The sequence below is a fragment of the Pedobacter sp. UYP24 genome, from assembly GCF_054057295.1.
This window is the reverse complement of record NZ_JBSRZD010000008.1, coordinates 172,051-195,695: the sequence shown is the minus strand read 5'-3', so window position 1 is coordinate 195,695 and position 23,645 is coordinate 172,051. Positions and strand designations below refer to the sequence as shown.

General features: G+C 37.6%; 26 protein-coding genes. 17 read left to right on the top strand and 9 right to left on the bottom strand.

Annotation, left to right across the window (positions count from 1 at the left end; all coding sequences use genetic code 11):
- Positions 1-233 precede the first annotated feature (233 nt).
- The 3 genes from ACVWYN_RS14720 (at position 234) to ACVWYN_RS14710 (ending at position 3,038) form a co-directional block, all read left to right on the top strand.
- On the top strand, positions 234-905 hold the full coding sequence (locus tag ACVWYN_RS14720; protein ID WP_457289632.1) for a hypothetical protein: 672 nt from the start codon (positions 234-236) through the stop codon (positions 903-905).
- Between the two features lie 203 nt (positions 906-1,108).
- A complete protein-coding gene (locus ACVWYN_RS14715) occupies positions 1,109-1,939 on the top strand; it encodes a sensor histidine kinase (RefSeq protein WP_457289631.1) in 831 nt (276 codons plus the stop codon).
- A 412-nt stretch (positions 1,940-2,351) separates the two neighbouring features.
- Positions 2,352-3,038: an NgoBV family restriction endonuclease gene (locus tag ACVWYN_RS14710; protein ID WP_457289630.1), complete on the top strand. Its 687-nt coding sequence runs from the start codon at positions 2,352-2,354 to the stop codon at positions 3,036-3,038.
- Here the strand turns inward: ACVWYN_RS14710 and dcm are convergent.
- From dcm to ACVWYN_RS14695, 3 genes are all read right to left on the bottom strand, one after another.
- Positions 2,999-4,372, bottom strand: coding sequence for a DNA (cytosine-5-)-methyltransferase (dcm, locus tag ACVWYN_RS14705; RefSeq protein WP_457289629.1), 1,374 nt, complete (start codon positions 4,370-4,372; stop codon positions 2,999-3,001). The two genes, ACVWYN_RS14710 and dcm, sit on opposite strands and share 40 nt — an antisense overlap.
- Positions 4,369-4,647, bottom strand: a complete 279-nt coding sequence (locus tag ACVWYN_RS14700; RefSeq protein WP_457289628.1) for a DUF6471 domain-containing protein — start codon at positions 4,645-4,647, stop codon at positions 4,369-4,371. The genes dcm and ACVWYN_RS14700 overlap by 4 nt, the downstream gene beginning before the upstream one ends.
- 123 nt (positions 4,648-4,770) lie before the next feature.
- On the bottom strand, positions 4,771-5,241 hold the full coding sequence (locus tag ACVWYN_RS14695; protein WP_457289627.1) for a very short patch repair endonuclease: 471 nt from the start codon (positions 5,239-5,241) through the stop codon (positions 4,771-4,773).
- A gap of 180 nt (positions 5,242-5,421) precedes the next feature.
- Here ACVWYN_RS14695 and ACVWYN_RS14690 point away from each other — a divergent pair, with 180 nt between their 5' ends.
- The gene (locus ACVWYN_RS14690; RefSeq protein WP_457289626.1) at positions 5,422-5,652 is read left to right on the top strand and encodes a hypothetical protein; all 231 of its coding nucleotides are present in this window, start codon (positions 5,422-5,424) and stop codon (positions 5,650-5,652) included.
- Positions 5,653-5,668: 16 nt separating this feature from the next.
- Here the strand turns inward: ACVWYN_RS14690 and lepB are convergent, their stop codons facing one another.
- Together lepB and ACVWYN_RS14680 are read right to left on the bottom strand one after the other, a co-directional pair.
- Positions 5,669-6,859 carry a signal peptidase I gene (lepB, locus tag ACVWYN_RS14685; protein ID WP_457289625.1) on the bottom strand — a complete coding sequence of 397 codons (1,191 nt, stop codon included), beginning with the start codon at positions 6,857-6,859 and terminating at the stop codon, positions 5,669-5,671.
- A gap of 46 nt (positions 6,860-6,905) precedes the next feature.
- Positions 6,906-7,631: a YqjF family protein gene (locus ACVWYN_RS14680; RefSeq protein ID WP_457289624.1), complete on the bottom strand. Its 726-nt coding sequence runs from the start codon at positions 7,629-7,631 to the stop codon at positions 6,906-6,908.
- Positions 7,632-7,776: 145 nt separating this feature from the next.
- On the opposite strand from ACVWYN_RS14680, the gene ACVWYN_RS14675 reads away from it, so the two are divergent.
- On the top strand, positions 7,777-9,165 hold the full coding sequence (locus tag ACVWYN_RS14675) for a serine/threonine protein kinase (RefSeq protein ID WP_457289623.1): 1,389 nt from the start codon (positions 7,777-7,779) through the stop codon (positions 9,163-9,165).
- 23 nt (positions 9,166-9,188) lie between these two features.
- Here the strand turns inward: ACVWYN_RS14675 and ACVWYN_RS14670 are convergent, their stop codons facing one another.
- Together ACVWYN_RS14670 and ACVWYN_RS14665 are read right to left on the bottom strand one after the other, a co-directional pair.
- On the bottom strand, positions 9,189-9,653 hold the full coding sequence (locus tag ACVWYN_RS14670) for a hypothetical protein (protein WP_457289622.1): 465 nt from the start codon (positions 9,651-9,653) through the stop codon (positions 9,189-9,191).
- Positions 9,654-10,003: 350 nt separating this feature from the next.
- Entirely contained in the window at positions 10,004-10,255 is a 252-nt protein-coding gene (locus ACVWYN_RS14665; RefSeq protein ID WP_457289621.1) for a hypothetical protein, read from the bottom strand.
- A 162-nt stretch (positions 10,256-10,417) separates the two neighbouring features.
- Here ACVWYN_RS14665 and ACVWYN_RS14660 point away from each other — a divergent pair, with 162 nt between their 5' ends.
- From ACVWYN_RS14660 to ACVWYN_RS14650, 3 genes are read left to right on the top strand one after another with little or no spacing between them, the layout of a single operon-like run.
- Positions 10,418-10,582 (top strand): hypothetical protein, encoded by a 165-nt coding sequence (locus tag ACVWYN_RS14660; protein WP_457289620.1) that lies wholly within the window; start codon positions 10,418-10,420, stop codon positions 10,580-10,582.
- On the top strand, positions 10,572-10,838 hold the full coding sequence (locus ACVWYN_RS14655) for a hypothetical protein (protein WP_457289619.1): 267 nt from the start codon (positions 10,572-10,574) through the stop codon (positions 10,836-10,838). The genes ACVWYN_RS14660 and ACVWYN_RS14655 overlap by 11 nt, the downstream gene beginning before the upstream one ends.
- Entirely contained in the window at positions 10,825-11,484 is a 660-nt protein-coding gene (locus tag ACVWYN_RS14650) for an alpha/beta fold hydrolase (protein ID WP_457289618.1), read from the top strand. Before ACVWYN_RS14655 ends, ACVWYN_RS14650 begins: the two co-directional genes overlap by 14 nt.
- Positions 11,485-11,631: 147 nt before the next feature.
- On the opposite strand, the gene ACVWYN_RS14645 is transcribed toward ACVWYN_RS14650, so the two are convergent.
- Positions 11,632-12,852: a GAF domain-containing sensor histidine kinase gene (locus tag ACVWYN_RS14645; protein WP_457289617.1), complete on the bottom strand. Its 1,221-nt coding sequence runs from the start codon at positions 12,850-12,852 to the stop codon at positions 11,632-11,634.
- A 196-nt stretch (positions 12,853-13,048) separates the two neighbouring features.
- Between ACVWYN_RS14645 and ACVWYN_RS14640 the strand changes: the two genes are divergently transcribed.
- Positions 13,049-15,430, top strand: a complete 2,382-nt coding sequence (locus tag ACVWYN_RS14640) for a heavy metal translocating P-type ATPase (protein WP_457289616.1) — start codon at positions 13,049-13,051, stop codon at positions 15,428-15,430.
- On the opposite strand, the gene ACVWYN_RS14635 is transcribed toward ACVWYN_RS14640, so the two are convergent.
- Positions 15,410-16,123, bottom strand: a complete 714-nt coding sequence (locus ACVWYN_RS14635; protein WP_457289615.1) for a DUF6624 domain-containing protein — start codon at positions 16,121-16,123, stop codon at positions 15,410-15,412. The two genes, ACVWYN_RS14640 and ACVWYN_RS14635, sit on opposite strands and share 21 nt — an antisense overlap.
- Positions 16,124-16,266: 143 nt before the next feature.
- Here ACVWYN_RS14635 and ACVWYN_RS14630 point away from each other — a divergent pair, with 143 nt between their 5' ends.
- The 8 genes from ACVWYN_RS14630 to ACVWYN_RS14595 all read left to right on the top strand — a co-directional run bounded on the left by ACVWYN_RS14630 (position 16,267) and on the right by ACVWYN_RS14595 (position 23,643).
- Positions 16,267-16,866, top strand: coding sequence for a TetR/AcrR family transcriptional regulator (locus tag ACVWYN_RS14630; protein ID WP_457289614.1), 600 nt, complete (start codon positions 16,267-16,269; stop codon positions 16,864-16,866).
- A 57-nt stretch (positions 16,867-16,923) separates the two neighbouring features.
- The gene (locus ACVWYN_RS14625) at positions 16,924-18,180 is read left to right on the top strand and encodes a TolC family protein (RefSeq protein WP_457289613.1); all 1,257 of its coding nucleotides are present in this window, start codon (positions 16,924-16,926) and stop codon (positions 18,178-18,180) included.
- Between the two features lie 6 nt (positions 18,181-18,186).
- A complete protein-coding gene (locus ACVWYN_RS14620; protein WP_457289612.1) occupies positions 18,187-19,074 on the top strand; it encodes an HlyD family secretion protein in 888 nt (295 codons plus the stop codon).
- A 2-nt stretch (positions 19,075-19,076) separates the two neighbouring features.
- Positions 19,077-19,985 (top strand): ABC transporter ATP-binding protein, encoded by a 909-nt coding sequence (locus ACVWYN_RS14615; protein ID WP_457289611.1) that lies wholly within the window; start codon positions 19,077-19,079, stop codon positions 19,983-19,985.
- Positions 19,985-20,722, top strand: a complete 738-nt coding sequence (locus tag ACVWYN_RS14610; RefSeq protein WP_457289610.1) for an ABC transporter ATP-binding protein — start codon at positions 19,985-19,987, stop codon at positions 20,720-20,722. Before ACVWYN_RS14615 ends, ACVWYN_RS14610 begins: the two co-directional genes overlap by 1 nt.
- A gap of 1 nt (position 20,723) precedes the next feature.
- Positions 20,724-21,830: an ABC transporter permease gene (locus ACVWYN_RS14605; protein WP_457289609.1), complete on the top strand. Its 1,107-nt coding sequence runs from the start codon at positions 20,724-20,726 to the stop codon at positions 21,828-21,830.
- Entirely contained in the window at positions 21,827-22,945 is a 1,119-nt protein-coding gene (locus ACVWYN_RS14600) for an ABC transporter permease (RefSeq protein WP_457289608.1), read from the top strand. Before ACVWYN_RS14605 ends, ACVWYN_RS14600 begins: the two co-directional genes overlap by 4 nt.
- A gap of 311 nt (positions 22,946-23,256) precedes the next feature.
- Positions 23,257-23,643: a biopolymer transporter ExbD gene (locus ACVWYN_RS14595; protein ID WP_457289607.1), complete on the top strand. Its 387-nt coding sequence runs from the start codon at positions 23,257-23,259 to the stop codon at positions 23,641-23,643.
- Positions 23,644-23,645 lie beyond the last annotated feature (2 nt).

Sequence of the window (23,645 nt, the reverse complement as noted above, 5' to 3'; positions counted from 1 at the left end):
TCGCCTATAGCTTCTTTCCGAAAAAACCAGCAATCAAATATCAAACTGATGCTTCAACACAAATAACACTTTTTTAAATCGAACTCAGGTTATTAGCAAGACATAACTTGAAGAAAGTTACGCATATAAAGTATATGTTCACTTAACGATTAATTTACTTATCTTTAAAAATCTTATCATTAAAGCAACTAGAAGATTTATAAATGATAAAATATAACCATAATATAGACTAAATGAACAGATTATTCTCAGAAATTATTGCGCCAAATTTTTGGACACTGAATTGGTATTACCTTGTTGCTGTCGCCATATCTGGTAGTGGTTTAATCATTGCCTATAAGAACTTTACAAAAAAAAGTGTAAAACCCATTAAAGATATTGAGCGTTTAATCGGTTCTGAAACTAACAATTCCAACGCAACTAATACTAACAATATTCCAATCAATATTACAAATAACTATACAAAGCCATATCAAGAGAATGAATCAGTTGGTTCAGACGTTAGTCAAAGTGAAAATCGAATGAAATCCACTATAAAAATCTTATTTGTTGATGACAATCACACCGATTATAAAATGGTGTCTATTTTGAAAAGAGCAGGATGGATAAATACTAGGGCAATAAAGGACATAACAGACTTAGATAATAATATTGTAACAGAGAGTGATATTATTTTTGTTGATATAAATGGCGTAGGTTTAACGATGTTTGAAGACCAAGGTTTGGGATTAGCAACTGCTCTCAAAAACAAATATCCTAAGAAAAAGATAGTTATCTATTCTGCAGAAACTCTCGGTGACAGATTTCATAAAGCACTGAGACAGGTTGACGATTGCCTCCCTAAAAATGCAGAACCGTATCAGTTCATTGATTTAGTTGAGAATTTATCGAAGGGAATGCAGTGAAACATTACTCTATAAGTTCAAAAAATGGTGAACGCATTATTGACAACCTCGCGGCCGAGTGCATTGTCTGTTCGAAGGATTGTACCAGCAAAGGTTCAACGATTAACCCATGCCCAAAGTATGGAGGCCAGAGAAGACAAGGAAAGATTTTAAATAACAGTGGGACGACTTTTCTATGTTGCGATGAGACCAAAACGACAAAATTGTTTAGAGAAAAACTAGAAGCTTTATCATATGCTTATTATGATTTACTAATCCCTAAAGAACAATATGAGAAAGATGCGAAGCGGATTGAACAGCAACGTGTCAATCGTTTGGTGCATAATTTAACATCTATAAACGCTCACAATATTCAGGAAATATATAATTTAGTTCCACAAGATCTTCTAACTTCTGATTACCAAAAGCAGCTCGATTTTATTCAAAGTGAACTAAGAAAAAACACAAAAAAAGCTGCCATAATGTTTTTAAGAATTGCAAAGCATAACATACATATGAAGTCTGAATTCTCAATTTACAAAAAATTAGATAGAGAAGATGCTGTAATGGAATTTAGAAATCATCCGGTACAAAAAGTTTTGATGAATGTACTTCATACATTTTTTACTGATTTTACAAACAAGGGCATCTATGTAAAAGTTGGAGAATTTTTCGGAAAAGTTCTCATTGATTATGAAAGTATTCAGGTGGCATTATATCATTTGATAGAGAACGCATCAAAATACACGATGCCAGATAGTAGCATTGAAATTTTGTTTCAGGAAAAAGGGATGTTTATTGATGTCAGATTCAAAATGAAAAGTCTTTACATTGGCGTAGAAGAAACTGATAAGATTTTTACGGAGGGTTTTTCTGGAAAAACTGCAAAAGAATCTAAATTAAATGGGGATGGTATTGGTATGTGGCAGATAAATCAAATGATGAAACTTAATAACGGTAGCATCAGGGTCATAGCAGGAGAAGAAATTACTAAAATAGATGATTTTGTTTATTCTAATAATGAGTTTATTCTTCGATTTCAAAAACCACATTGACAAATTGCGCAATTGTTATTTACCTGATAGACTTGTTACTTCTTTAGATTTGCATCACAATTATAAACTAATTGCTATTACCAATATACGTCCGTAAATAAATGCATATAAATTGTTAACTTATTTCGATTAAATGAATCGAAGGAAATTTGCTAGCAATTCGTGAGTAAAAAGCTGATAACCGTAAATGCACAGCTTTAATCAAAATGAATGTATCCATAATAGCTGAATTAATTATTCTTGGGTAAAAAGGTTATAGAAATACGAAATCAATTATTCGAAATTTATTTCAAGAACGTAAACAAACTGCAAATTATTTACGTGAAATGGCATCAAAATAAATGTAATTTCATCGTTTATATTTATCATTGCATTATTACGTTTAAACTTTTAAATATCAGATTCGCGAAATATGCAATTAACAGCTCAAGACCTTTATATCAAACTAGTTGAAGAATATAAAATTATTGGTGAGCAAGCCTCAATCAAGTTTACAGTTCGAGATTTGGAAATTTTGATAGAAACAAAAGATACTGTTGGTAATTTACTTCAAGAATGGTTAAAAGCGTGGATGCAAACACAGTTTGTAGAGTTTGAAGAAAATGTAAACTCTCAAGTATTTCCCGACTTCTATTTAAATAAGCACAATAAAAAAATCGATCTTTTAGAAGTTAAAACTTTTGATTGGAAAAGAGGTCCCGGTTTTGATATTGCCAACTTTGATTCATTTTGCAATTCTCTTTTAACAAGTTCGTATCGGCTTGATTCAGATTATCTAATTTTTGCCTATGAAATGCATGGAAGCGTAATAACAATTAAGGACGTATGGTTGAAAAAAATATGGGAACTAGCCTGTCCAAGCGGAACCTATCCTCTAAAAGTTCAAGAGAAAAAAAGCGTAATATATAATATAAGACCATCTATTTGGTATGGAAAAAGAGCCAAATTTGCTCCATTCGGGTCCAAGGAAGAATTTTTAACAGCGCTAAATGACACAAGGTATCAATATCCTCAAACTAGACATACAAATGGACATTGGCTTGCTCAAGTGCTAAAAAATTATGAAGAGCATACTGGTATTTTATTAGAAGTTAAATAATTATGATATGTTGCGTAGGCTTCAGCAATTGACTTAGCCACAAATTCGACTACCGGTACTGCAACAGTATTCCCCAAAAGATCAAATGCTTCACTTTCTTTTACAGGAATCTCATACCATTCTGGATATCCAAACAGTCTTAATCCTTCCCTGATGGTCAATCTTCTTAATCCATTCCTATCTGGCACAGCAAGTCTGGAGACGTCGGTTGCTACAATTGTTGGGGCAATATCTTTAGGGTCTAAGATTTTATTTATTTCAAAACTTAGTTTACCAGAAACTATATTAAATCCTTTAGGTTTAGAATAATCGTAAGTTCTAAATGTGCGAATACCTTCAATCGTTGTTTCTTCTACCAATTTTTTTGGATGTTCAAACTTTAAGTAGCCTTTTCTTACTAAATCTTCTAACATATCTGCGACATTTGTATCTATAGAAAATAAATCTGGATAGGCAAAAGTTTGAATCTGAGTTAATGTCAACGGCATACCATCCATCCATATGATACCTATTTCCGCAGCCCAATGCTTCTTTCTTCTCTCACGAAAAAGTCGACTAAGTAATATTGATTGATCCTTAGAGACCTCTCCCTTGAGGCCAATTTCCCAACTATGGATATTGTTGTTACCACCCCTTTTATCTTTGATTGATTTTCCAAAAAGATCTTCTATATTAAATTGAGCAAGAATTTTATTTACAAAATCACCTTCCATACATGGAAGACCCTCTTCTAAAATATCTTTTAGTAAGGAGTATCTCGGCTCAAAATGATTCATTTCAACTTTAATATCTTTTGTTCCCACTATGAAAACTCTCTTTCTTGATTGTGGTACTCCGAAGTGAATAGAGTCTAACACCTTCCAAGACACTTTATAACCTAATTCGACTTCTAGTTTGTAAATAATAGTTTTAAGAGTTCGACCAATTTCGTCTCCTTTTGCTTCCAAATCATGCTTAACTAAGCCTTCGACATTTTCTAATATAAAACCATATGGCTTTTTTTCTCTGAGAATTCGTTCAATTTCAAAGAAAAGCGTTCCCCTAGTATCAAGAAATCCCTGTCGCTTTCCTCCGGCACTGAAAGGTTGACAAGGAAATCCTCCAAGTAGAAAATCGAAGTTAGGCACATCTTCATTATTGACCTTGAAAATATCACCAACAAAGTAATCATGCTTAAAATTGTGGTGAAGAGTTTCCAAAGAATAGCGCTTTATTTCGGAAGTCATAACACACGAAGTTGAAAATCCCAAGTCGTTAAATGCCTTTTCAAATCCTAATCTAATGCCTCCTAAACCCGCAAATAGATCAATAAATTTTATGGTTTTGTTCCTCATTTTTTTTGGTAAAAAAAATCTTCCGATGGCTCAGCTACTAAATTCAAGTAATTACTATATCCTTCAATTTCTACCCTGTTACAATTAATAACAGAAAGACATTGTAGAAAAAAGACAGCACTGAACGTTCCCCTACTTATCTTACTATCGATACTGGCTTTGGTTTCATTTACACCTATATGTTTTAGTAGTGATACCAAATCTGCATTAGATATTCCTCTTTTAACTAACTCTGACTTTAAGAGTCTTTTGGTTTTGTCATTCCATATCGACATATAATTTAATTTGATTATCAATATTACCATCATATTAGCATATCTGCAAATATTATGTCAAAAATACTCTATGATTTAGATAAACGATTGATAGTCAAATACTATTATTTTTAGTAAAACACACTAACTTTCAGGAATAGCGAACCGTTCAGCAGATTCAATGTATAGAAGAATTTGATTTAGGCATCTCGGTAGAGACTTAAAAACATCCAAGCTCCAAAATCGGAATACAGTATATCCTATAGATCTTAATTTGTCATTAATAATGATATCATTTTGAATATTTTTCTCAATTTTTGGAATCCAATATTCTCTATTTGAGTTAATAGATTTTTTTTTCTTTTCCCAATTGTAGCCGTGCCAAAATTCACCATCAACAAATATTGCAAGTCTATATTTTTTTATTGCAATATCTGGTTTGCCTGGAAGGTTATCAACATGAATCCTGAATCGTAAGTTACGATTCCACATGGCACGCCGTAGATACATTTCAGGTTTGGTATTTTTATGCCTTATTTTAGACATTAGATTACTTCGCTCTAACGTAGCATGAAATCTACCGTCTTTCTTGAATCTTGGAACTTTGCTAATCACGCTTTCTAGTTTTTAATTACAATCCGTCTATATAACAATTTAAAAATTTTAAAGTTCTATAACATTCATAGAGCTATAAACACATTTGAAAAAAGTAGCAATATTATTTATAAATATTTCCCCATTTAGTTGTATTTTTAATTTAAAACCAACCAGTTTAGTATTATGAATGATTTAAACATGAACGATATCTGGAAACTACGTGACCCTAGATATAAAATAATGGAATTAAAGGGTGATGCTCTTCAACAAGAAATTGCAAAAATGAAGCGGCACGAAATACTCGAATGGTTACAATGGAATGATCGCAACGGTATTTATACAGATGAGGAATCCATGCGCGAATTTGGAAATATAACATCTCAGGAAGAAGGAATAGAAATTATGACAAGGCAGATTGAGGAAGCTTGAAAATGCCTCCAGCTTTCTAATGTATCCCTCTCAGCAATCTATCCCATCTGATTTTGTGTAGGAAAGAAGCATCTTTATCCCAACTCATCCATATAAAAAGTGCTTTACCTACCACGTGATCTTCGGGTAGAAAGCCCCAGTAGCGTGAATCAGTGGAATTGTGTCGGTTATCCCCCATCATCCAGTAATAGTTCATTTTAAAGGTATAGGTGGAAGTACGCTGATCATTGATGTACCAGCCATCTGCTTTCTTTTCTACTTTATTACCTTCATAAGTTCTAATTGCCCGGTAATATAATGGCATGGTATTGCTGTCTAGTTGAACTGTCCAACCCTTCGATGGAATTTTAACCGGTCCGAAGTTGTCTACGTTCCATTTCCTATTGCTGTCTAGTGGAAAAAGATCGCCATCATCTACTGTGCTTGCTTTCACATCTAGCTCAACGGCTTTTATAAAATCGAGGGTTTTTATATTCGCTATCATCTCTGAGGTAGCTATGGCCAGGTAGGTATCCGTACTGAGCTGTTGCATTTCACCCACGTTAAATCCGAGCTTGGTAAACACGTCGAAATTAACGTTGGGCGTTTTGAACTGAATCTTATAAGGCATCTGTCCGGTATTTGCAAGTGCCGATATATTACCGTTAATCCTAATGATGCCGTTCTTCATGCTCACCACGTCTCCCGAAATGCCGATACACCTTTTGATGATGTTTTCTCTTTTATCTACCGGTCTGCTGGTGATGGTGTATTGATTGTGAATTGATTTCCAGCCAAATTGCCGCACTAAAGTATAGTAACTGGGTTCCTGGTTTTCCAGTGCAACGGTATCGCCAACTGGCAGATTAAATACGACAATATCATTCCTTTTGATAGCTGAAAGCCCAGGCAGCCTATGGTATTTTAATTGAATGCCATCCCAGTATGCCTTTGTGCCGGTAATTGGCATGGTATGGTGCGCAAAAGGAAACGCAACTGGTGTATTTGGTATGCGGGCGCCATAATTGACTTTACTTACAAAAAGGTAGTCGCCAATTAAAAGTGATTTCTCCATTGAACCACTCGGAATCGTATAAGCTTCGATAAAGAATACCCTGATCAGTGTAGCCGCAACAACAGCAAAAACAATGGCATCAAACCATTCTTTCTTTTTGCTCTTCTTTATTTGTGCATCATCCTTCTTCGGGAATAATTTCCAGCCGGCCATACAGTTATAGTTTAGTCGGCTTTTAGATAAGGATGGGGGCGTATTGTTACATTTGGGCTGGTATCCGCAGCACAGTCTTACCCTCCACTGAAATTACCGATCCTTCTGCCAGCATTACAGAAGCGGGTTGCTGTTGGTTTAAAAATGCAAATGTGTTTCCGTAGTTCAACTCAAAATCTGAATTGATATTAAAGCTGGTTACGGGATAATGCTCCCATCTGGGGTGCCTAACTTCATACTGATTGGTTTTAAGCGCATTACATTTGGCGTATCCCCAGTAGTGCTCGGTAATGAATTCTATTTCGCTGTGCTCAGGTATTGGTTGGGGTTCTTTATCTGCAATCACGCTGATGTGCTGCCATTTGCCTTTACATTTCCAGGAATAAGCAACTTCGCGACTGGTGTCTGCCTCATTCCAGCTATGTTTCATCGCGGTAGCGACATAGTTTTCATTATAAATGGTATTGGCTATAAAGGTTAGGGCAACTTTCGGCACTATTTCTTTGATAAACACCACTCCCCTTTTCCAGGTTCCCTGATCGTTGTAACGCACGTAAAAGCGAAGGTTAACTTCTTCAAAATTGGAATGAAATGGTACACGAATTCCCAGAAGCTTTGTGTTTTTAAATAGGAAACCGATTAAGCTAACATAACAGTTGCCGTTCCAGAGATCTAGTTCTGTCCCTGCAGGAAGGTAGGGTTCCAATAACTGCGGGTTTATAACATAATTGGCAATTGCCAGTTTCCTCCATTCGGCTGTTAAAAAGCTCATAATGCAACATTACGAAAAAATAGCTAGGTAATTTACACAATCCTGATGACACACAAGATAGTGGAGCAAGATGAAAGTATTAATTCACCTATTGTTTTCAATTAAGGGTAATTTACTGAAATTAATATGAGCATATTTACACCAAATGGCTAAAGTATTTACAATAACCGAAGGGCTGGAAAATCTCGGTGCTTTAAGCACTGGTGGACAAGGCTCTGTTTATAAAGTCAGGCGTGGTGAAGTGATATCCGCTGTTAAAATTTTACCCACCCCCTTGCACAGTGAGGATGTAAATGACAAAAATTACAGGGACTTTCAAAACGAGGTATCTAAACTTAAAAAGGTAAATGAGAACCCTAATCCTCATATTGTTAAAATTTTAAGTTCTGGTATTACAGAAAGTGGGTCCCTTCCGTTCATTGAAATGCAATTCATTGAAGGTCCGGATTTAGAGGATTTAATTCAGCCACCTCATGAAAAGGTTTTTTCCATAAGCGAGGCCATAAAATTTGCCGAACAAATATCCAATGCGTTGGCCCATTGCCATAATGTATCTGTTAAACACGGGGATATAAAAAGCAACAATGTGAAGCTTGACATTAAGACGGGCAACTATATGTTGTTGGATTTTGGCTTGTCTATCATGACTGAGGAACAAAGACGAACCAGTTTACGGCGTGCTGGAGCAATAGAATTTATGGCGCCAGAACAGAACGAAGGAGAACTGCTTTTGCGGTCTGATATTTACAGCTTTGGGATCATACTTTTTGAATTGTTAGCTGGATCAGTTCCTTTTCCTTTAAATAACAAAAGCGAAACTTCAAGAATTTCGGTTATGATTTCCCATATGGAAACAGCACCCCCTGATATCCTTGAATTACGTAAGCAAAATTTGCCTGTAAACTGGGAGCAGCAAAAACGCGACTTTGAAATGCTTGTTCCCGGTTGGTTACTTGCTGTTGTTGCTAAATGTTTAGAAAAGCGACCTGAAAACAGATTCGGTTCTGGTATTGATTTACATAAAGCGATTGTAAACAGCATCTCCTCAAAAGATATTTTTATTTACAATCCGGCAAGTGCTGCAATTTTAGCAGGAAGTGCGTTGAACCTTGTAGATTCTTCTCCTCCTGCTTTAGAGCATACTGAAGAAAATGTTTTAGGAAATTCGGAAGTTTTACCTTCAACTAGGGGTAGCGATCCCCTCAATCCAGGTAACAAAAAACATTTTGCAACCTGGTTGCCCAAATCTTTGGGGGAACTAAAACCTGTAGTTATAGGTTTAGGGATTTTACTAGCTTTATTAGTCTTATTTGGCGGTTATTCGATGCTAAATAATCCGGAAAAAGAATTAACTGATACAGCCGCAATCAATCTGGAGAACCAGAGGCTACAGGATTCAATTGCCAACGCAGAAAGTCTGAATGCGCAACCTGAACAGAATGGTGATGAGAATGCTTACATAAACTATGCTCCCGGGAAGTCCAGAGGAAAAGGGAAAGGACATTCAAAAGGTAAGAAACATAAAAATAAATAGCATTCTCTTACGAAGAATGGAATTTATAGCCCATCGATAAAGGTGGAGAGTTTAAAGTCTTCAGTCCAGAATTCTTCGCCATTATGGTTTCCTGTGGATGTATAATAACCAGAATTATCAGTTAACAGAACGAATTTGTGTGCATGCTGCTGGCTTAATGTTCGTGTAAGAACTTTTATCATATTAGGATTCGCATCTACATAACACCAATCCTCGTCATTAGTAAATACAGAAGCAGCATTAAGTTTTGAACTCACTTTTGAACGACCTGTTATCCTAAACTTAAAGTATCCCACTACTACATCCATAAATGCCATGCTGTAAAAGTCTTTGGTATCCAAGAGCGGCTTTAAGAGTTTTACCCGGTTTTCCATATTACTCTTCCATTCATCGGTAATATGAAAAATAGCAAAGTTGCACTTGTCCCACTCGCTATCAGTATATGCTTTTATTAAAATATAGGGCGTTGGTATTTTTGATTTCTTCATTGCAATAGCCAGTTGTTTTGCTTGGCTCGACTAACTTCTACTATTCCTTACACATATACCAACTTTAAAATGAAATATTTTGATAAATACTTCTAAATACTAAGAAGTTTGATGTGCTATTCAAATTTTGTTGCTAATCCAATTTCCATTCTCATTAGTAATCTCATATTTACGAAACAAAGTTGGATCACCAAAAAAGCCATCAGGACTATTAATCAACCCCACCTTCACTACGTCTTTTAACGCAACATTTTGTCTCGCTGCTAGCTTGACAGAACATACCGTTAAAAGGAAAAATGACAGAATGAGGCGTAATTTGACCATAAATTTGGTAGTGATTTTAAGTTACGTTATTTTGCCATGGCTCGCCTACTGAATTCTTTATTGATCTCAGACAATCCGATAAATCCCGGGATCAAACAGGCAATGCAGCTAATAATAGTTAAGACCATATAATATCGTCCTTCTTCAAATACCATGTATAAGGTACCTCCCGCTATGAAGAATAATACGATACCAGCACCAAGCATAATACCGATGAGGATATTTTTCTGTCTATTGAGTTCCTGGATTGTAATTTCAGTTATTACCTGTTTTGCCATTATGATAGGGTCAAAGTTCCTTTTGATCAAGTGATTTACTTAAAGTTACGAAAAGAATATATAGAAAGTGATTAAAGCTACCTGATCAGTAACAGAAAATGCCAATTCCTATGAAATAAATGAATACTTTGCACCATAGTTCATATCTAACCAAGTATTGCTATGATCAAATCTTTATTAACGCTACTCTGCATTGCTTTATTGGCTTTAAATGCCTCAGCACAATCGCAAACCTTTCAAATAGAAACAATTAGTAAGCCGGAGAAATTACTTCCAACCATTCCTGTAAGCTATTGCTTATATAAAAAGACTGTACATGGCCATTAAGAGCAATTTTGACTGTAGATATGATGGTATTAGCCTTAATGTAACGCTAACTGCCAAACCTTTATTGATGACTAAGCTAATTCTTTTACTTTTCAATTTATTTATCCTTGCTTTTATAACCTTTTTCGCGTTTATGAGGTTTGGGATGCCCGACGAGCATAAGCAATTGGGTTTTCCTTCACTCGTTTCAGATCAAAGCATTGCTTCACTACTGGGGCCAGATGATTTTATTGGCGAAATGAATGATGATGACTAAAATATATTTCGTTAGTGGTCTTGGAGCGGATAGCCGCGCTTTTAGAAAGCTTGTCTTCCCTAAACAATTTGAATTGGTTCATTTGAATTGGATTTCTGCTTTGCGCAATGAATCTTTGGTAGCATATGCAGAGCGTCTTTCTTTGGGTATAGATACTTCTAACCCATTTTACTTGGTTGGATTGTCATTTGGCGGAATGCTGGCCACAGAAATTGCAAAAAAGCTGTATCCTATACATACTTTTTTAATATCCAGCACGCCGGTTTATAAAGACCTACCCTGGTATTTTAAAGCAGCCGGGAGTATCGCTTTGCAGAGAGCTATTCCAGAGGCATTATTAAAGTCTGGAAACACCATCGGCTTGAAATTCCTTGGTGCTAAAACCACTGATGAACGAAAACTACTAAAGCAATTGGTGCTGGATAGTGATCCGGCTTTTATTAAGTGGGCTATGTCTTGTATACTAAACTGGAGAAATAACGAACGGCCTGGAAATCTTACTCATATTCACGGAACGGCAGACAATATCTTGCCCATAAAGTATACGCATCCTGATTTTGTCATCAAAGGCGGCGGACATTTCATGGTTTATGCTAATGCAAAGGAAATTATGGAGATCATTATTGCGACTATTAAAACCACATAACAAATGTTCCAAAGAGATTATATATTAGTTGAGCTTCAAAAATTTACCAGAATGATGGCCAGGTTAATGGGCTTGAAGGAGGCAGGAAAATTAAGTGAATTCGATCTGGAAGTAGATAGCATACTTCAGCAAGAATATGACAGTGATCTATTCTGCGTTTTTTGGGTTCTTGCTGATAATGAAACTAAAGGTACTGCCCTTCCCTATTTCAGATTCGATTTCAATCTGCCCACTCAGCTTTTCTATTAGCCCTTTTACATTGGCCAGGCCTATACCCGTTCCAGCTTGTTCAAAACGATCCATAACGTTAAGTGTGGTATGTTTTTCGAAGATTTTATTTTGATCAACTTCGGCGATGCCTATACCATTGTCGGTAACTTTAAAATGGTAGTAATCTGCTGAATCCATAAACTCGATATGAATTATAACCTGATCTTTATCGTTATACCTAATGGCGTTGGTTAATAGGTTTAAGAAGATCTGCTCTAAAGCAATGGCTGAACAATGGACGGTGTCATCATTTTTCACCCAATTGATACTGGCCTTCTCCTCCGGATTTACCAATGCGCATATCTTAACCAACAAGTCATCAAGTATGAATTCTTCATTGGCCGACATCAATAAGGATGGTTTTAAAGAATAATCCAACATAGAATTAACCAGTTCGGTTAACCGCTTTGCAGAATTGATACCCATATCTACCAATCTTAAGACCCTTGGATTATCCTCATTTTCAAGCGCAGAACGCAACAGTTGGGAAGTCATCAGCATGGAACTAAGTGGGTTTTTGATGTCGTGCGCCGCTGTTAATGCAAAATCACGGATAAAAGCATTGTTTTCCTTCAATATCAAATTTGCTTTTTCTAACTCTACCATCTTTCTTCGCAGCTCTAGTTTAGTCAGCACTTGCTTTGCCAATATGTTAAGTGCCTTAATTTGACCTTCAGTTAAATGCCTTGGCATCCTGTCTATTACGCATAAGGTACCCAATGCAAAACCTTCATTATTTACCAGCGGTACTCCTGCATAAAAGACAATATTTGGATCGCCAGTTACCAATGGGTTAGAAGAAAACCGTTTGTCAGTACGTGCATCTGTGATCACCATTGTTTCCTGTGGATTCAGTATCGCGTGCGAACAAAAAGCCTGATCTTTTGGTGTTTCTTTAGCATCTACTCCTACATAGCTTTTAAACCACTGTCGCTGATCGTCCAAAAGACTAACCAGGGCAACAGGTGTTTGACAAATTTCTGATGCTAGTTGCGTAAGCTCATCAAGATCTGTCTCTGGAAGTGTATCCATAATCTGATAAGAAGCTAACGCTTTTAAACGATCATTTTCATTTTCTGGAATTGGGAATGAAGCCATTAAATACGCACCGGGTTTTTGAAGAGGCAATCTAAATAAAACGTACGGAACTCACGAACTTATTTATGGCAGATCAACAAAACATACAAAATTATTGAAGAACGATGACTAAGGCCAAATGTTATAAATAAAACTCATAATTGTGTAACACGCCTGTTATTCTATTTGTCGAGATTTGTAGTTCAATTGCTAGAAAATGGAACATCAATATCAAATATCAGGCATGACCTGCAGTGGCTGTAGTAATCACGTTGAAAAAACTTTAAGCACAGTTAATGGTGTAACTAAAGTTCAGGTAAATCTTGAAGAAAAGACAGCTAGTATAGAGATGGATAAACACATTCCTCTGGAAGACTTTAAAGCTGCATTAGTAAAAGATGGCGGGCATTATGGTATTGGAATGCTGAATGAACAAATGGAAGCAACCCCATCAAAGGCATCTCTTTCAAAATCTAGCAGCAGCGGAAAGTACTACTGCCCAATGCATTGTGAAGGTGATAAATTGTACGATAAACCAGGCGACTGTCCCGTTTGTGGTATGGATCTGGTGCCTATGGAACCGAAGGAGGATGATAATGCATCCTATAAAACGCTACTTATAAAATTTAAGATTGCGGTAGTGTGTACGGTACCCCTACTGATTTTAGTAATGGGCGAAATGATACCCAACAACCCAATAAACAACTGGTTTAATGTGGATGTTAAAAACTGGTTGCAATTTGCGCTTTCACTACCAGTGGTATTTTATGCCGCCTGGATGTTTTTTCAACGCGCCTATACTTCTTTCAAAACCTGGAACCTAAATATGTTTAGCCTGATTGGCATAGGTGCTGGTGCAGCATTTATATTTAGTGTGATCGCTTTGCTCTTTCCGTCTATTTTTCCAGATCAGTTTAAAAATATGGATGGCAGTGTTTTTCTGTATTTTGAAGCTGTAACTGTTATTTTAACCTTGGTGCTATTGGGACAAGTACTCGAAGCCAGGGCGCACAGCCAAACGAGTGGTGCTATAAAAGAACTACTAAAATTGGCACCTACACAGGCGATATTGGTTGAGAATGGTACAGAAAAGACAATTTCCATCCACGATATTAAAGTGGGTGATTTGCTGCGGGTAAAGCCAGGTGATAAAATACCTGTTGATGGCAGCATTACGGAAGGCAGCAGCAATATTGATGAAAGTATGATATCGGGAGAACCCATTCCTGTAGAAAAGAATATCAACGATAAAGTGAGTTCTGGTACCATAAATGGCAATAAGTCTTTTGTTATGAAAGCCGAGAAGGTGGGCGATGAAACTTTACTTGCGCAGATTATTAAAATGGTAAATGATGCCAGCAGAAGCAAGGCTCCTATTCAAAAGTTAGCTGATAAGGTTGCCAGGTATTTTGTGCCTACTGTTATAGCTGCTTCAGTTATTACCTTTATTGTCTGGAAGTTTTACGGACCTGAACCATCTTATGTTTATGCTTTTGTTAATGCTTTAGCGGTTCTGATTATAGCTTGTCCGTGTGCGCTGGGTTTAGCCACGCCTATGAGTGTGATGGTTGGGGTTGGAAAAGGTGCTCAAAACGGCATATTGATAAAAAATGCTGAGGCACTCGAAAAAATGAATAAAGTAGATGTACTGATTACCGATAAAACAGGTACGATTACAGAAGGAAAGCCATCTCTGGAAAAAATACATGCTTTTCAAGATTATCAGGAAAATGAACTTTTGTTACTGGCTGCTTCAATTAATGCGCAAAGTGAACACCCTTTAGCGGAAGCGATTGTAAATAAGGCAAAAAAAGAGAATCAGTCTTTAAAACCTATTTCAAATTTCGAGGCGGTTTCCGGTAAAGGTGTAGTAGGAATGGTAGACAATAAAAGCATTGTTATTGGTAATGATAAATTGTTGCAAGATAAGAATGTAGGCATTTCCGAAAATCAAAAAGATATGATCATTACTGAGCAAAAGAAAGGTAAAACGGTTTCCTATTTCGCCATTGATGGCAAATTGGAGGGTTTCCTGGTTATCTCTGATGCAATAAAAGACGGCAGTAAAATTGCCATTCAAAAATTGATGGCGGAGGGTGTGGAAGTGATAATGCTTACTGGCGACAACCACAATACCGCCAAAGCGGTGGCCGACGAATTGAAACTCAGCAATTTCAGGGCTGAGTGTTTACCACAAGATAAATTGGAAGAGATAAAAAAACTGCAGGCTCAGGGTAAAGTAGTGGCAATGGCAGGTGATGGTATTAATGATGCTCCTGCTTTGGCCCAGGCAGATATTGGTATTGCAATGGGCACGGGTACAGATGTAGCTATTGAAAGTGCACAGATTACGTTACTTAAAGGAGATTTGCAAGGTATTGTAAAAGCAAAAGCCTTAAGTCATAAAGTGATGCAAAATATAAAGCAAAACTTAATTTTTGCTTTTGGGTATAACGTATTAGGTATACCTATAGCTGCTGGTATTCTCTATCCGTTTTTCGGACTTTTGCTCTCGCCCATGATCGCCGCGGCCGCCATGAGTTTTAGTTCTGTTTCTGTAATAGCCAATGCCTTGCGATTAAAAAGACTGAAGCTTTGAAATAATGCCAGTACTCAAAATTTGTTTGATCTCTTCCAGCGTGTAAGGTTTATAAACGATACCCAACCTTTTGGCATTAGCTTCTACAGTACTGTCGAAACCAGCGTCCTTGCGTCTTTTATTTACATTTTTAGGATCCTTAATCGGCACAACATATTCAAATGGTTCTTTATTGCCAGTCTTTGGATTCTTGATGGTTCTCATGTAAACCTGCGTGCCGTAAACCTGCTCCTTGTTTTCATTGGCAAGCTTCCTGTCCAGCATCATCGCTACAAATCTAAATGGAAGTTCTCCGGCTTTACCGGCTGCTTCAATAATTGGATAATATTGGTCAATTTTCCCCGAATGCTGAATAGTGTAGAATACCGCTGTATTTGTAGGTTCGCCAACGATGGATTTTCCCGGGTAACCGTATTTAGCGATAATGCGCTCAACCTTTGCCAGATTTGTCGAATCTGATCTTTGAACAAGTTTCCATCCTTGTTTCGAGATTTCACTTTTTGTATAGCCTAATAATAACGCTAATGTATCTTTGCGCTTTTCGGAGACTTCCGTGTCAGAGAACTCTCTAAATCCCTGATCTGTCAATAGAATTGTATCTAGTTGCTTCTTCAATTCAATATTTATAGATTGATTCTGGGCAAAGCAGTTTAAACTAAATAGGACGATTAAAAAAGCAAGTAGTTGTTTCATAAAGTTCTGTAACGTAAATTCTAACCAAAAAAAAGCATAATGTAATGTACAAATAAATAACACGCTTTAAATTAAATCATTCAATTTAATCATTTGATTAATATAATTCAATATACTATCTTTGCTTATGTAACAACCCCTAAATGAAAAAGGATAAAGACGCCAGCACAGAAGAAAAAATTATCGAAGCCGCAAGAAAGGTTTTTACCCAAAAAGGTTATGCGGCTACGCGCACAAGGGATATAGCCGAGGAATCTGGCTTAAACCTCGCTTTGCTAAACTACTATTTTAGAAGTAAGGAAAAGTTGTTCGAAATCATAATGGCCGAAAAGGTAGTTCAGTTATTTGGTACTATAGGACCGATAGTGAACAATATGGATACGACTTTGGAAAAAAAGGCCAGCGATATTGCTGATGCTTACATTACCATGCTGGTCAACAATCCTGGTTTACCATTATTTGTGTTAAGCGAAATACGCAATAATCCTCAAATGTTTGGCGACAAAATTCATGCTGGTAAATTATTGACTGAATCTTATTTCGTTAAGCAAATTCAGGAAAGGCGTCCAGACATCAATCCGCTTCATTTAATGTTAAACTTATTGGGCATGTCTATTTTCCCATTTATTTGTCAGCCGGTTTTGGAAGCTGCTAACGTGATAACAGGAAAGGCATTTGAATCACTTGTAGCGGAAAGAAAAAACCTAATTGGTATTTGGTTTAATGCCCTGCTGGAGGCTTAGCTTTTTTTTATCTACAATTTGACCTCATGATTAAAATGAAATATTAAACACTAATATATGAAACTGTTTTTTTTACTCTTGCTCTTCGCCACCGCTGGCTATGCTCAGGAAAATAACGGGTTACTTACCATACAGGATTGCTACCAGCTGGCAAGGCAAAACTATCCCCTATCCAAAAAGCGCGAACTGATTGACCTTAGCAATGAATATACGGTAGATAATATTGCCAAGGGCTACTTCCCGCAATTCAGCATATTGGGTCAGGCAACATACCAGTCGGCTGTTACCAAGTTACCCATCAGCATTCCGGGCACTTCTATATCGTCGTTAAATAAAGATCAATATAAAGCCTACAGTGAAATAAATCAGGTATTGTATGATGGTGGCATGATTAAACAACAGCAAGACCTTAGTACCTCGCAAACCAAAGTAATGCAGCAACAGTTGGAGGTAGACCTGTATGCTGTAAAACAAAAGGTGAACGACTTGTATTTTGGTGTTTTGCTTTTTGAAGAGCAGCTGCGCCAAAACAATTTGTTAAAGGACGACCTCAACATCGGTATCAAATCGATAGCAGCACAACTGGCTGCTGGAACGGCTTATCGCAGTAGCGTGGATTTGTTAAAAGCCGAGTACCTGAAAGCAGATCAGCAGGCCATTAGTATCCGCAGTTACAGAAAAGCCTACCTGGAAATGCTGGGTCTTTTTATAGGCAGGGAATTAAATGATAACACAAAACTATCAGTTCCGAAAGCACTTGCAGAAACCACAGACATCCATCGCCCTGAACTGGCCTTGTTTGAATACCGCAATACGCATCTTGATTTAGGAAAGAAAACAATATTGGCAGGCAACCGCCCCAAACTGAACTTATTTGTGCAAAGCGGAATTGGCAACCCAGCCCTAAATTTTCTTAAGGAGGGTTTTGAATGGTATTACATTGGCGGTGTTCGTTTAAACTGGTCTTTCTCTGGTTTATATACCGCCCGGAAACAAAACCAGCTGATTGATTTGAATAAGCAGGAACTGGAAGCAGATAAGGGTGCTTTCTTATTTCAAACACAGCAATTGGTCAAGCTACAATCTGCAGAGATTGATAAACTGCAACAATACCTGGCTACTGATGATGAAATAATTACCCTACGCAGCAGGGTAAAAAAGGCTGCACTGGCACAATTGGAGAATGGGGTGATCACCCCGAGCGATTATTTGAGAGAGGTTAATGAGGAGCATGAGGCGGTTCAAAGTAAAACCGTACACCAAACTGAATTGCTATTGGCCCAATACAGACAAATTCTAATAACTGGTAACTAAACGATCATGAAAATAATTTTATATATCACGCTATCCGCCTTATTGTTGTCTTGCTCAGCCGATAAGAGCCAGTTTGATGCCACAGGTACTTTTGAAGCGGTAGAAACCATTAGCCCTGCAGAAGCCTCGGGTATCATTAAAGCTTTAAATGTAGCCGAAGGCGATGTTTTAAAAGAAGGCCAGGTGTTGGGTTATATTGATACCACACAGCTAAATTTAAAAAGACAGCAGTTAATGGCGCAGATAAAGGCCACAAAAAGCAGGAGACCCAATGCCAATGCCCAATTGGATGTTTATCGGGAACAAATGAAACAGGCGCAGACAGATCAGCTACGCATGGAAAACCTGGTAAAGGCAGATGCCGCTACTAAGAAACAACTGGATGATGCAAATAGTAGGGTATCGGTTTTAAAGAAACAGATGAATGCGGTGCGCGCAGAGTTGAGTATTGGCACCACCAGTATTAACGATGAAGCGCAAACTTTGCGGGTGCAGGTGGAACAGATTGCCGATCAGATTTCAAAATCTAGTATCGTAAATAAAGCCAACGGAACGGTATTGACTAAGTATGCTGAACCAGGTGAAATGGCCACTATTGGTAAACCTTTATATAAAATAGCAGATTTAACTAACATCATATTAAGGGTTTATATTACCGGAGCGCAGCTCCCTTCTGTTAAATTGGGCCAAACGGTTAAAGTTTTTGTTGATGCTGCAAAGGGTGATTATAAGGAATATACCGGCAAGTTGGAATGGATAAGCGACAAGGCAGAGTTTACGCCTAAAACCATACAAACTAAAGCGGAACGTGCCAACCTGGTGTATGCCGTTAAGGTGAAGGTAAAGAATGATGGCTATTTAAAAATAGGCATGTATGCTGAAGTAAAATTATAGTTATGCATACCGTAATTGTTAGCCATTTGACTAAGATATATGGCAAGGAAAAGAAGGTGGCTGTTGATGACGTTTCTTTTTCTGTAGATAAGGGGGAAATTTTTGGATTGATTGGTGCTGATGGTGCGGGCAAGACTAGTATATTTAGGGTGCTGACTACACTCCTGCTTCCTGATGGCGGTTCGGCATCAGTTGGCGGGTTGGATGTAGTTAAAGATTTTGAGCAAATTCGTCAAACTATTGGTTATATGCCCGGTAAATTCTCACTTTATCAGGACCTTACTGTCGAAGAAAACCTATCTTTTTTTGCTACCCTGTTTGGTACTACTGTAGCAGAAAATTACGAGTTGATTAAAGATATATACGTTCAGATAGCGCCTTTTAAAAATAGAAGGGCAGGTAAATTATCTGGTGGCATGAAACAAAAGTTAGCATTGTGCTGTGCCTTAATTCATAAACCTAATGTATTGTTTCTTGACGAGCCTACTACTGGTGTGGATCCTGTATCCCGTAAGGAATTTTGGGAGATGCTAAAAAGGTTGAAGAAACAGGACATTACCATCATGGTATCAACCCCTTATATGGATGAAGCCAACCTATGCGACCGGATTGCTTTGATTCAGGAAGGGAAAATCCTTTCTATTGACACACCTGCTAATATCATTAAAAGTTATCCTGATGTTTTGTTTGCGGTTAAGGCTACCAACATGCATCAGTTGTTGCAGCAATTACTTAAATATCAGGAGCGGTTAAGCAGTTATGCTTTTGGTGAGTTTGCGCATTTTTCATTTAAGGGAACGCCAGATACTAATGGTTTGGTTAACTACCTGGAACAGCATGGCCTAAAGGAGGTTATGGTTAAAAAAGCGGATATAACTATTGAAGACAGCTTTATTAAACTGCTAGGCTAATGGAACAGGTGATTGTATGCAACGGACTAACAAAACGTTTTGGAGATTTTACAGCAGTAGATGCCATTACTTTTGAAGTGAATAAGGGTGAAATATTTGGTTTTCTGGGGGCTAATGGTGCGGGTAAAACCACAGCCATGAGGATGTTATGCGGCTTGTCTACCCCAAGTTCTGGAAAGGCAACGATTGCCGGTTTTGATGTGTATAAGCAAACGGAACAGATAAAAAAGAACATCGGATATATGAGTCAGAAATTCTCCCTATACGATGACCTTACCGTGCAAGAAAACATTACTTTTTTTGCGGGAATTTACGGGCTTAGGGATGCGGAAATAAAGAAAAATGGCGATGAGTTGCTCCTGCAACTAGGGATGCAGGATCAGGCTAAAAAGATGGTAAGTTCTCTGCCATTGGGCTGGAAACAAAAACTTGCATTTTCTACAGCGGTAATCCACAAGCCCGAAATTGTATTCTTGGATGAGCCAACTGGCGGCGTTGATCCGGTAACGAGAAGACAGTTTTGGGAGTTGATCTATGAAGCTGCCGACAATGGCATCTCCATTTTTGTAACTACACATTACATGGATGAGGCAGAATACTGCAAAAGGGTGTCCATTATGGTTGATGGGAAAGTTGCTGCACTGGATACGCCTTCAAACTTGAAGGAACAATTTAGCGCAAACACCATGGACGAGGTATTTTACCATTTGGCAAGGGAAGCAAAACGAGGGGAATAACATGAAACAGTTTTTATCATTTGTAAGAAAAGAGTTTCTCCATGTATTGCGAGACCGGAAAACCCTGTTTATTTTGTTCGGTATGCCTGTGGTGCAAATACTGATATTTGGTTTCGCGCTAACCAATGAGGTCAAAAACTCGACTATAGTAGTCGTGGATAATGCGAAGGATTTATCATCTCAGGCCATCATTACCAGGATAGAGGCGAGTCGCTATTTTCAGATTGAGAAAATCATTGCTGGCAGTAATGATTTGGAAGCTGCTTTTAGAACCGGCAAAATAAAAATGGCCATCGTATTTCCTGCAGGCTTCGCAGAAAGTCTGCAGCATCAAAATACGGCACAGATCCAGGTCATTGCTGATGCATCAGACCCAAATACGGCAACAACCTTAACCAACTATGTTTCTTCGATAATAAGAGACTACCAGACCGAGATGAATGTAACGAATCAGCTGCCTTACAGTATACAACCTGAGCTGCGGATGTTGTACAACCCACAGCTTAAAGGCGCGCCTAATTTTGTACCAGGCGTTATGTCGCTCGTGCTGATGCTGGTTTGCGTAATGATGACTGCGATTTCCATTGTAAAGGAAAAAGAGAATGGCACCATGGAGATATTGCTGGTTTCGCCATTTAAACCCATCATGGTGATATTGGCAAAGGCCCTGCCTTACTTACTTCTTTCCATAATTAATGTGATCACCATATTGCTGCTCAGCGTTTTTGTATTAGACTTACCTATTGCAGGCAGCATCTTGTTGTTGTTTGCGGAAAGCATTTTATTTATCATAACCTGCCTCACCCTAGGTATTTTTATCTCTGTAAAGACCGATTCGCAGCAAACTGCCATGTTGATATCTTTAGTGGGGATGCTGTTACCCACCCTACTTTTTAGCGGTTTCTTGTTTCCCATAGAGAATATGCCTTTACCCCTGCAGGTGTTTTCTAATGTTGTGCCTGCTAAATGGTATTACCTCATTGTAAAAAGCATTATGATAAAAGGATTGGGCTTTTCTTACATCTGGAAAGAGACGTTGATACTGGTAGGTATTACTCTATTTTTACTATTGATAAGTCTTAAAAGCTTTAAAATCAGACTGGCATGAGAATACTAAAATTTCTACTGGTAAAAGAGTTTAAGCAAATTTTTAGGAACAAGGCCATTCTGGTTGTAATTATGGTGATGCCTGTAATACAGCTGATAATTTTACCCCTTGCAGCAAATTTTGAGGTAAAGAATATTGCATTGGCAGTGGTAGACAATGATCACTCCGATTATTCGAGGGCATTGATCAGCAAGATTACTTCATCTGGTTATTTCAGGTTGTCTGGCTATTGCAGCTCCTATAATGAGGCGCTTATGCTGGTGGAGCATGATAAAACCGATTTGATTCTGCAGATTCCACCTCATTTTGAATCTATATTGCTTAGGGAAAACTCTGAACGGCTTTTTATTGCTGTAAACGCCATAAATGGTGTTAAAGCCGGTCTCGGTGCAGGTTACATTAACGAAATTATCCAGCAGTACAATCAACAATTGAGGAGCAAGCTGCAAGTTCCCGGTAAGTTTAATTTAGCGCCCACCATTCAAATACAATCATCCAACTGGTACAATCCAAATTTGAACTACCAGTTGTTTATGGTTCCGGGGATTATGGCCCTATTGGTTACCATTGTTGGTGGATTTCTATCTGCATTAAACATTGTAAAAGAAAAAGAAGCAGGCACCATTGAGCAGATCAACGTTTCGCCGGTTAAGAAATATCATTTTATTTTGGGCAAGCTTATCCCCTTTTGGATTTTAGGCAATGTGGTTTTCACACTCGGACTTTTAGTGGCATTCTGTATTTATGGAATTGTTCCTTTAGGTAGCTTAATCACCTTGTACACTTTCGTAATGGTTTACTTGCTGGCTATATTGGGTTTTGGTTTGCTAATCTCTACATTTTGTGATACTCAGCAACAGGCCATGCTGATCATGTTTTTCTTTATAATGATCTTTATTTTAATGGGAGGACTGTTTACCTCTATCGACAGTATGCCAGACTGGGCTAAAATGGTATCAAAGTTTAACCCTGTAAGCTATTTTATAGCCGTAATGCGTATGGTGATCATAAAAGGAAGCGGCTTGTATGACATCAGGTTTCATCTGCTTACTATATTGGGCTTTGCAATTGTATTAAATGTAGGTGCAATGGTTAACTACCGGAAAACGTTTTAAGATTTACAATTTTTACAGGTTTTTTGTGGATATGATTTTTATCAAACCTATTAATAGGTCGGATTATTGGGCATCTATTAGCTGGTGAAAAGATATTTTTAGAAGGCGTAACTTATTTTAATCTGAATGTATGGAATAATGACTTAGGATACATCATAAGTTAAACCTAACCCCTAATATCATGGCCGAATTAAGTATTTCCTCAAACAGAAAAGCAGCTCCAAAAGTGGATTTAACCGCAATGGTTGATCTTGCATTTTTGCTGATCACCTTTTTTTATGCTTACCACCTCGCTATCCAAACCAATAGCAATGGATATTGCCAAACCCGACGAAAATATAGATGCATGGAATGAGCTCCCCGCCTCAAGAACCATGACAATCCTATTGGGTGCTAAAAATGAAATTGCCTGGTATATGGGCGTTGATGGACAAACTGACCCCACTGTTTCAACTTTTGGCGAAATCCAAAGCCATATTAGCAATAACAGAAATAAAGTGGCTCAAGCGAATGCCAATAATCCTCGGAAATCTTTAGTAGTAATTATCAAACCCACTAAAGCTTCCAGCTACAAGAATTTTGTAGATATTATGGATGAGCTAAACATTGCTAAGCTAATTTCTGCACCTGCAATTGACGACGATCATTTTAGCGTTGGTGAGACTAGATTTTTGAAGGCGCATAAAATGATAAAATAAGA

Bases quoted from the DNA above. Each gene is read 5' to 3' on its own strand.
- ACVWYN_RS14675 (WP_457289623.1), top strand. From the start codon at position 7,777: ATGGCTAAAGTATTTACAATAACCGAAGGGCTGGAAAATCTCGGTGCT.
- ACVWYN_RS14645 (WP_457289617.1), bottom strand. From the start codon at position 12,852: ATGGCTTCATTCCCAATTCCAGAAAATGAAAATGATCGTTTAAAAGCG.
- ACVWYN_RS14670 (WP_457289622.1), bottom strand. From the start codon at position 9,653: ATGAAGAAATCAAAAATACCAACGCCCTATATTTTAATAAAAGCATAT.
- ACVWYN_RS14660 (WP_457289620.1), top strand. From the start codon at position 10,418: ATGATCAAATCTTTATTAACGCTACTCTGCATTGCTTTATTGGCTTTA.
- ACVWYN_RS14710 (WP_457289630.1), top strand. From the start codon at position 2,352: ATGCAATTAACAGCTCAAGACCTTTATATCAAACTAGTTGAAGAATAT.
- dcm (WP_457289629.1), bottom strand. From the start codon at position 4,372: ATGAGGAACAAAACCATAAAATTTATTGATCTATTTGCGGGTTTAGGA.
- ACVWYN_RS14615 (WP_457289611.1), top strand. From the start codon at position 19,077: ATGCATACCGTAATTGTTAGCCATTTGACTAAGATATATGGCAAGGAA.
- ACVWYN_RS14610 (WP_457289610.1), top strand. From the start codon at position 19,985: ATGGAACAGGTGATTGTATGCAACGGACTAACAAAACGTTTTGGAGAT.
- ACVWYN_RS14680 (WP_457289624.1), bottom strand. From the start codon at position 7,631: ATGAGCTTTTTAACAGCCGAATGGAGGAAACTGGCAATTGCCAATTAT.
- ACVWYN_RS14690 (WP_457289626.1), top strand. From the start codon at position 5,422: ATGAACGATATCTGGAAACTACGTGACCCTAGATATAAAATAATGGAA.
- ACVWYN_RS14655 (WP_457289619.1), top strand. From the start codon at position 10,572: ATGGCCATTAAGAGCAATTTTGACTGTAGATATGATGGTATTAGCCTT.
- ACVWYN_RS14630 (WP_457289614.1), top strand. From the start codon at position 16,267: ATGAAAAAGGATAAAGACGCCAGCACAGAAGAAAAAATTATCGAAGCC.
- ACVWYN_RS14640 (WP_457289616.1), top strand. From the start codon at position 13,049: ATGGAACATCAATATCAAATATCAGGCATGACCTGCAGTGGCTGTAGT.
- ACVWYN_RS14620 (WP_457289612.1), top strand. From the start codon at position 18,187: ATGAAAATAATTTTATATATCACGCTATCCGCCTTATTGTTGTCTTGC.
- ACVWYN_RS14600 (WP_457289608.1), top strand. From the start codon at position 21,827: ATGAGAATACTAAAATTTCTACTGGTAAAAGAGTTTAAGCAAATTTTT.
- ACVWYN_RS14635 (WP_457289615.1), bottom strand. From the start codon at position 16,123: ATGAAACAACTACTTGCTTTTTTAATCGTCCTATTTAGTTTAAACTGC.
- ACVWYN_RS14720 (WP_457289632.1), top strand. From the start codon at position 234: ATGAACAGATTATTCTCAGAAATTATTGCGCCAAATTTTTGGACACTG.
- ACVWYN_RS14595 (WP_457289607.1), top strand. From the start codon at position 23,257: ATGGATATTGCCAAACCCGACGAAAATATAGATGCATGGAATGAGCTC.
- ACVWYN_RS14605 (WP_457289609.1), top strand. From the start codon at position 20,724: ATGAAACAGTTTTTATCATTTGTAAGAAAAGAGTTTCTCCATGTATTG.
- ACVWYN_RS14625 (WP_457289613.1), top strand. From the start codon at position 16,924: ATGAAACTGTTTTTTTTACTCTTGCTCTTCGCCACCGCTGGCTATGCT.
- ACVWYN_RS14665 (WP_457289621.1), bottom strand. From the start codon at position 10,255: ATGGCAAAACAGGTAATAACTGAAATTACAATCCAGGAACTCAATAGA.
- lepB (WP_457289625.1), bottom strand. From the start codon at position 6,859: ATGGCCGGCTGGAAATTATTCCCGAAGAAGGATGATGCACAAATAAAG.
- ACVWYN_RS14700 (WP_457289628.1), bottom strand. From the start codon at position 4,647: ATGTCGATATGGAATGACAAAACCAAAAGACTCTTAAAGTCAGAGTTA.
- ACVWYN_RS14650 (WP_457289618.1), top strand. From the start codon at position 10,825: ATGATGATGACTAAAATATATTTCGTTAGTGGTCTTGGAGCGGATAGC.